We start from the raw sequence: 7,686 nt of genomic DNA on the forward strand, positions 1-7,686 counted from the left end.
GGAGGTGTCTTAGGAACTCATCGCGGCGGCGCTTCACAGAGCCGGTCGAAGAGCGACCAGCCTTCCTTGAGGAGAAGGTGGGCGGCGACGAAGGGCTCCGCGATGTGCTCGACATCTCCTCCCGCTGCACCGACGGCGAGGCCCGACGGTCGGTCCGCTTTGAAGTTGCGCACGCGCTGGAACACGCTCCAGCCGAGTACGTGAGCATCGGCGCTCATCTGCCTCCAAAGCAGCCTGACCGCCTCCTGTCGCGCCCGATCTGGGAAGCGGTACTCCACTGCCCAGCGGATGATTTCGGTCTGGCTCAGCGCCGCTCGTCCGCGGCGTAGCTCCGCGACGCGAGCGATCCTGTCTCTCGACCACTCCATCTGGAGGGGAATCTCTCGCCGCTCGTCCTCGCTGAGCTGCATCGTCGACGCCTCCCGGACGTACTTCTGACGCTGCTCGTACATCTCGCCCATCACCATCAGGCCGCGCTCTCGACGCTCTGCGGGCTCGCTCGGTGCGAGTAACCAAACCGCCTGCGCCGCTCCAACGAGTGCACCCCGAAGGACCGTGAAGTGCGCGCTCGGGTACCACTCGCCTGCCTCGACCGCAGTGGCTGCGAGGCGCAGGTGCTCACCTGAGAGGATCAGCGAAAGGCGTGCTGTGTCGCTGATCCGATGCGATGGAAAGGGCACATCATCTGCGGCCAGTTCACTGCCCGGTTGCGGCTCTTCCAGGCGACGGGCCCGCGCCTGCCAGCCGTTGAGATCCGGATAGGTGGCGCGTATCGCCCGCAGCGAGTTCGTTGTCGTCACGGTCGCCATCCTCGCGCGCAGGGACCCGTCCATCCGAGCGCCGGACCGCTGTGTCGATTCCGCCCATGGCCGATTCCAAACGTCGCGCGGGCGCGCGCGGCCGCACTTCGCTGCTGAGTGCCCGCCGCTGTCAACCTCGGGGCGCCGTCGCCCGAGTCGGGATAGCGGGCCCTAGGATTGCCGTGCGTGGTCGCTTCGGGAAGAAGGATCGCCGCCCGCACGTTAGACAGCTACAACGTGGTCGCTGTCACGTAGAGGACGAGAAGGAGAGGGATTCGACAATGTCTGCAACCCTTGACGCTCGCAGGGCGCTGGAGGAGTTTGATGGCGGGGCGCACTCGTTGCCGGTGGATCCGGTGTCGATCGCTCGCTCGCTCGGAATTAACGTCTTCACCGCTGCTCTGGACAACACGCTGTCCGGCTTCATTGCGAAGCTGGCCGATGGCGGCGACACGAACATCTTCCTGAACAGCGAGCACGCTGCCGTTCGTCAGCGTTTCACCTGCGCCCACGAGCTGGGCCACTACTTCGCCATCCAGAAGGCGCAGGAGCCGAAGGCAACGTACTTCCACAGGCGCGACAGCCTCTCCGCGTGCGGCACGAACTCAGAGGAGATCTACGCGAACCAGTTCGCCGCCGAACTCCTCATGCCGGAGGCGCGGGTGCGCGAGCTGCACAGGCTTGGGCTGGACGCCTACGGTCTCGCGAAGAAGTTCCACGTCTCGTTCGATGCGGTGAATCACCGACTCAAGAACCTGCGGCTGGTCTGACGGTTGGCCGAAGGGGACGTTCGCTCGGGCGACGGTGCTGCTCGGACCCCGACCCCGCAAGACGCGGCCTTCGTCAAGTCTGTGCTTCCCGAGGCGAACGAAGTCGAGCAGTCGGAAGACCAGACGGGTCCTGCGGGCCCGATCGAGGCTCAAGTCCCGGGGGTCAAGTTCCTCGCGAGCCTCATGAAGGCGACGCTCTTCACTGACCTCTTCGTTTACCATGCGACGATCCGGTTCATGCACCCGACCTTGCAGGAGCGCGTTGAGGCGTTGCGGGTCGAGCACGGCCGGTTCTACAAGTGGTGCCGGAACTCGGACTTCATCGCACGCATGATCCTGATGTCTGGGACGACGATCATCGTCGGCGGAGCCGCGGTAGGAACCGTCGTCAAGCTGTTCTACAGCTGATTGCTTTCTCGGGTCGCTGAGTCGCTCCGCCTGGGCCTCGATGGCTGCGCTGTCTCCAGCGGTCGGCTCATCATTGCTTCGCGGCCAGCCAGGACTGACGACCTCGATTCCTTCGGGGGGAACGTGCCAGGTCGCCGCCCGGGGCGGCGTAGAACCGCTCCAGCGGCGTGCCACTCGTGCCAGCCGCGTGCCATTAGCAGCGGGTACGGCCCGTGATTGGCCGAGACGGGAGGGGACGAGATCCGCGCACCGTCGCGGATATCGTCGTCATCCCGGGGCCGATTCCATCCCGCCGACCTGACTTGAAAACTGGTGGGCGGAAACGTCTCGTGGGTTCGAATCCCACGCCCTCCGCCACGCCGTCCGCAGCGGAGTCCCGTTCTTCGCGTCGCTTCCCGCCGGCGCCTTCCGACGCCCGTCCTGCCGCGCGACGACGGAGGCCTGCCCGCTCTCCTTCGGAACGCGCCAGCCCTCTGTATAGGATTGCGCGACGCCCGGGACCGATGCCCGGCCCTCACCTCCGCACCACTGACGCCTCGACACCGGGAGACGGATGCGCCGCACGGGCCCTTCGACACAGACTCGCGACACTCCGCGCACGCCGCGCCCCTTCGTGCGGCACGGCCGCCAGAAGCGGCACACCCTCGCGCGGACCCTGGTGAAGGGAGCCGCCCTCGTGGGCGGTGTCGGCGTGGTCGCCTCGGTGTCGGTGGTCGCGATCGCGGCGACGCTGATCGTCCAGTCCGTGCAGCCCTCGGTCGACCTGCACCCGGGCGCGGCCGGCTCCAGCGTCGAGGCCGGAGGCGCCCCGGAGATCGGCGCACTCGAGGGCGGCTTCAACGTCCTGGTCGTCGGCAGCGACTCGCGGAAGGGCCAGGGCGACGCCTACGGCGACCCCGACGAGGAGACGAGCGTCCTCAACGACGTCAACATGCTGATGCACGTCTCGGCCGACCACAGCAACGCGACGGTCGTGAGCTTCCCCCGCGACATGTACGTCGACATCCCGGAGTGCGTGAACGCCGCCACGGGTGAGACGATCCCCGCCCGGTACGACACCAAGATCAACGAGGCGATGGGCAGCGACGTCAGCCTCGGCTGCGTGGCAGGGGTCGTCGAGGACCTCATGGGCGTCCGGGTCGACTACGGCGCGGTCGTGCAGTTCAACGGCGTGATCGAGATGTCGAACGCGGTCGGAGGAGTCGACGTCTGCGTCGCGACCGAGATCGCGGACCCCTACACGAACACCTACCTCGAGCCGGGCGTGCACTCGCTCGAGGGCATGGCGGCGCTGCAGTTCCTCCGCAGCCGCCACGGCATCGGCGACGGCAGCGACCTGACCCGCATCAGCAACCAGCAGGTCTTCCTCTCGGCGCTCGTGCGCCGGATCAAGAGCGCGGACACCCTCCTCAACCCGGTCGCGCTCTACGGGCTCGCGAAGGCGGCGCTCGGCAACATGACGCTCTCGACCGGTCTCGACAACGTGAACACGATGGTCCAGATGGGACTCGCGCTGAAGGACGTCGACCTCGCGGACGTCGTCTTCGCGCAGTACCCGACCGGGGCGACTCCGAGCGGAGTGGAGCCGGACCGCGCCGCGGGCGACGTCCTGGCGAGCGCCCTGCAGACCGATCAGCCGATCGCCATCACCGGCGGCACGGGCGCCGGCGCGACCGTGGAGGGCGAGGCGGCGGCCCCGGCCGACACCGCCGCTCCGTCGGGCCCGGCGACCGCGGATCCGCTGGCGACGGCCGAGGCGGCACCCGGCACTCCTGCAGCGACTCCCGAGGACGGATCCAAGGTTGCCCTGCCAGAATCGGTCACCGGCCAGAGCGCCGACCAGCAGACCTGCTCGGTCGGCTTCTTCGGCTGAGCCGAGGGCGGGCGTCACCACGGGTGCTCTCCACCTCGCGCGCTGACTCCGGGACGACACGCGTCCCGCAGCCGAGAGAGAGTACGACCCGATGAGCGAATGCGCGTCCACCCGGACCACAGCAGCACGGCACGGCCGCCTGCGCCGCCCGAGCGGCGTGCGCTTCGCCGCGCGGATCCTCGCGGCCTGCGTGGGCGTCGGCGTGCTCAGCGCGGTCTGCATCGTGGCGATCGCCGCCTCGCTGATCGCCGGGAGCGCGCGTCCCTCCGTCGACCTCGGGATCGACTCGGGCGGGGGCGACGTGCCCGAGATCGGGGCGATCGAGGGCGGCGTCAACATCCTGCTCGCCGGCAGCGACAGCGCCGACGGATCGGCCGCCGGGGCCTACGGCGAGCGTGCCGAGAACCTCAACGACGTCACGATGCTCATGCACATCTCGGCCGACCACTCGACCGTGGAGGTCGTCAGCTTCCCCCGCGACCTCTACGTCCCGATCCCCTCCTGCACCGACCCGGCCACCGGCGCCGTCTCGGACGCGGTGGACTCGGCGAAGATCAACACCTCGCTCGAGGCCGGCGGGCTGGCGTGCACCGTGCAGACGGTCGAGCAGCTGACCGGGCTCGAGATCCCCTACGCGGCGCTCATCCAGTTCGAGGGCGTCATCGAGATGTCGAACGCGGTCGGCGGAGTGGACGTCTGCGTCGCCACCCCGATCCAGGACGAGTACACGGGGTTGAACCTCGACGCGGGCACGCACACGCTCGTCGGCGCCGAGGCGCTGGCGTTCCTCCGCACCCGGCACGGCGTCGGCGACGGCAGCGACCTCACCCGCATCTCGAGCCAGCAGGTGTACCTCTCATCGCTGGTGCGCAAGGTGAAGAGCGCGTCGACGCTCTCGAACCCGGTGAACCTCTACGGCCTCGCGAAGGCGGCCGTCTCGAACATGCAGCTCTCCACCTCGCTCGAGAACGTGAACACCCTCGTGTCGATCGGCCTCGCGGTGAAGGACGTCGACCTCGCGAACGTGGTCTTCGTGCAGTACCCGACCTTCATCGACGGCAACGGCGTGTACCCCAGCGAGGACGCGGCGGCGGCGCTGAACGCGGCGCTCCTCGCCGACCAGCCGATCGCGCTGAGCGGCACCACCGGCGGCGGCTCGCAGTCGACGGGGGAGGAGCCCGGGGCGACCAACGCTCCGGCGGCCACGGAGTCGCCGGCCACCGACGCCCCCGCGACGAGCGCACCCGACGGGCCGGTCACCCTCCCGAGCGACGTCTCCGGGCAGACCGCGCAGCAGGAGACCTGCACGATCGGCCGGCCCCTGTCGGACCAGTAGGCGGCTTCTCGCCTTCCCGCGGAGGGGCGGGCGCCCGTGTCGCGAGGCCCTCGCGGGTGCGGTTATGATGGTCGTCGTGCGTCCGCCAGCGGGCGCTCGGGAGTCGTCGCATAGTCCGGTCGAGTGCACCACCCTGCTAAGGTGGAGAACCCTTTATTGGGTTCCGTGGGTTCAAATCCCACCGACTCCGCATCGTCCGAAGGCCCCGCTCAGGCGGGGCCTTCGTCGTTCCCAGCGGTGACTGCGCCTGCCGCAGTACCGGCGTCTCCCGGCGGTGCCGGTGTCGCCGCAGTGCCGGGGTCTCGCGGTGCCGGAGCCTTCCGGCCGGTGCTCCGCCGCTCGCGCGCGGCGTCGGCGGCCGATGCGACCCGGCGCCTCAGCCGGCCGGGATCCGCCGCCGATCCGCCGGGCGGGTGCGCTCCCGGAGCGGCTACCCTGATCGGATGCCCAGCCCGATCCTCGACGCCCTGTCCGCCCCTCCCGCGCGGAGGGATGTCGCCTCGATCCGGGGTGCTCTCGCCGAGGTCGCGATCGGCGACTCGGTGCGCGTCCTCGTCCGCTCCCCGCGCTACGGCCTCTACGGGATCGAGGGGGTCGTCCGCCAGGCCGTCGGCGGCGAGCTCGTCGTCGCGGACGTCTTCCTCGGCACGGGGACCGAGATCCAGAGCATCGCCCTGGCTCCGGACGCCGACGAGGTCGGCGGGGAGCGCTCGGCCGAGGGGCTCGAGCACGGGGACCCGGTGCGCTTGGCGTTCTCGACTCCGGCGCTCGGGTCGTTCACGATCACGGGCCCGCTGACGGCCGGCGGCCGCGACGGGTTCCTCCTCGTCGGCAGCTGGATCGTCGCGGACGGCGGCGAGCCCGGCCGCCACGTCGACCGCATCGAGCGCCTGACGGACGTCGGCGTCCACGAGAAGCACGTCCCCGGGCGCCGCTCCGCGGTCGAGGAGTAGCCCCTCAGCTCTGGCAGTTCGGGCACCAGTAGGTGACCCGCAGCTGCAGCTCGTCGTCGCCGAGCTCGCCGCGTTCGATCGGAGTGCCGCAGCGCCGGCACGGCTTGCGGTCGCGGCCGTAGACCCAGAGCTGCTGGCCCGGGCGCAGGTTGCCGGTCGTCGTGCGCTCGATCCGCTCGCGGTTCACGGTGATGAGCCGCTTCGCGAGCGCGATGGTGCGCACGAGGTCGCCGCTCCCGCCGACCGGGCGCGTGGGCAGCACGCCGCGCAGGAAGCACAGCTCGGCGCGGTAGACGTTGCCGAGTCCGGCCATGATCCGCTGGTCGAGCAGCGCGAGCCCGATCGGCCGCTCCGGATCGGCGGACAGGCGTCGCAGCGCCTCGTCCGCGTCCCAGTCGGCGCCGAGCAGATCGGGGCCGAGATAGCCGACCACGTCCTCCTCGGCCGAGCGCGGGACGATCTCGAGGAGCCCGAGCTCGAAGCCGACCGCCTGCCAGTCCTCGGTCTCGAGGACGATCCGGGCCTGGAACGCTGGCCGGTGCCACTTCGGCCGCTCGCCCTCGCCGCGGGCGTAGAGGTGCCAGCTCCCCTCCATCTTGAGGTGGGAGTGGATCAGCGCGTCGCCGACCCGCATCAGCAGGTGCTTGCCGCGGGGGACGACCTCGTCGATCGTCTCGCCGGTGAGGTCGACCGTCGCGTACTTCGGCACGCGGACGTCGCACCGGGTCAGGACCTCGCCGTCCAGCGCCTCGGCGAGGTTGTGGGCGGATCGGTAGACGGTGTCACCCTCGGGCACGCGGGCTCCCTCCGGCGCTCACGAGCGCATCCTCAGGCCGCGCGGATTCGCGACGAAGCCGGCGGCGACGAGGGCGTCGCCGAAGGGCGTGCCGAGCGCGAAGACGCCGTCGATCTTCTCGACGGTCAGCTTCTCGACCCCGCGGGAGCGGACGAGCTGCGAGAGGGCGCCGGCCGCGTCGGCGAGGGCCGCCTCGTCGGCGGTGAAGGTGAGGGCGGTCCTGCCGCCGCGCTCGAGGTAGACCGCGAGCGCTCCGTCGACGACGGCGACCAGCGCGCCGGCCTTCCGACCGGGGCGGTGCCCCTCGCCCTGCGGCCACGGCAGAGCGGCGCCGAACGGATTGGCGGGGTCGGTCGCCGCCAGCGCGAGCACCGGTCGTGAGCGCTCCTGCGCCTCGTCCTGCGGGGCGAACGTGCGGAGCCGGTCGACGCTGCCGGCGGTGCCGAACTGCGCTGCTCCCAGCTTCTCGATGAAGTAGCCCCTCCGGGCGCGGCCCTGCTGCTCGAAGCCGCTCAGCACCTTGTAGGCGAGGGCGAAGCCGCCCAGGACGCCCTCGGCCTGCACGGAGCCGCGGGTGACGATCCCGTACCGCTCGAGCAGCGTCTCGCCGAGCGCGTGCCCGCGGATCGTCGCGTCCGACTCCGCGAGCGGCACGATCGACCAGCGGCCGCCGGCGGTCGGCGGCCCCACGCGGGTGGCCATCGTGGGGCGGGCGGTCATCCGGCCCCGGGGCGCGCGGGCGCGGGCGGG

General features: G+C 70.7%; 7 protein-coding genes, 1 tRNA gene and 1 pseudogene. 6 read left to right on the forward strand and 3 right to left on the reverse strand.

Annotation, left to right across the window (positions count from 1 at the left end; translation table 11 throughout):
- Positions 1-17: 17 nt before the first annotated feature.
- Positions 18-800: a hypothetical protein gene (locus C5C49_RS15330; RefSeq protein WP_146084901.1), complete on the reverse strand. Its 783-nt coding sequence runs from the start codon at positions 798-800 to the stop codon at positions 18-20.
- 281 nt (positions 801-1,081) lie between these two features.
- Here C5C49_RS15330 and C5C49_RS15335 point away from each other — a divergent pair, with 281 nt between their 5' ends.
- The 6 genes from C5C49_RS15335 (at position 1,082) to C5C49_RS15360 (ending at position 6,140) form a co-directional block, all read left to right on the forward strand.
- Positions 1,082-1,570 carry an ImmA/IrrE family metallo-endopeptidase gene (locus C5C49_RS15335; protein ID WP_104346494.1) on the forward strand — a complete coding sequence of 163 codons (489 nt, stop codon included), beginning with the start codon at positions 1,082-1,084 and terminating at the stop codon, positions 1,568-1,570.
- A 3-nt stretch (positions 1,571-1,573) separates the two neighbouring features.
- The gene (locus tag C5C49_RS15340; RefSeq protein WP_146084902.1) at positions 1,574-1,978 is read left to right on the forward strand and encodes a hypothetical protein; all 405 of its coding nucleotides are present in this window, start codon (positions 1,574-1,576) and stop codon (positions 1,976-1,978) included.
- Between the two features lie 658 nt (positions 1,979-2,636).
- Positions 2,637-3,851, forward strand: coding sequence for an LCP family protein (locus C5C49_RS15345; RefSeq protein ID WP_258059448.1), 1,215 nt, complete (start codon positions 2,637-2,639; stop codon positions 3,849-3,851).
- Between the two features lie 91 nt (positions 3,852-3,942).
- Entirely contained in the window at positions 3,943-5,187 is a 1,245-nt protein-coding gene (locus C5C49_RS15350; RefSeq protein ID WP_104346496.1) for an LCP family protein, read from the forward strand.
- Between the two features lie 99 nt (positions 5,188-5,286).
- Positions 5,287-5,377: transfer RNA gene (locus C5C49_RS15355), tRNA-Ser, on the forward strand.
- A gap of 253 nt (positions 5,378-5,630) precedes the next feature.
- On the forward strand, positions 5,631-6,140 hold the full coding sequence (locus tag C5C49_RS15360) for a hypothetical protein (protein WP_104346497.1): 510 nt from the start codon (positions 5,631-5,633) through the stop codon (positions 6,138-6,140).
- 4 nt (positions 6,141-6,144) lie between these two features.
- On the opposite strand, the gene C5C49_RS15365 is transcribed toward C5C49_RS15360, so the two are convergent.
- Together C5C49_RS15365 and C5C49_RS15370 are read right to left on the reverse strand one after the other, a co-directional pair.
- Positions 6,145-6,936: a DNA-formamidopyrimidine glycosylase family protein gene (locus C5C49_RS15365; protein WP_104233936.1), complete on the reverse strand. Its 792-nt coding sequence runs from the start codon at positions 6,934-6,936 to the stop codon at positions 6,145-6,147.
- An 18-nt stretch (positions 6,937-6,954) separates the two neighbouring features.
- Positions 6,955-7,686, reverse strand: a pseudogene (locus tag C5C49_RS15370) (ATP-dependent helicase); the annotation flags it as partial.

The sequence above is a fragment of the Rathayibacter sp. AY1E2 genome (assembly GCF_002932325.1).
Lineage (GTDB): Bacteria > Actinomycetota > Actinomycetes > Actinomycetales > Microbacteriaceae > Rathayibacter.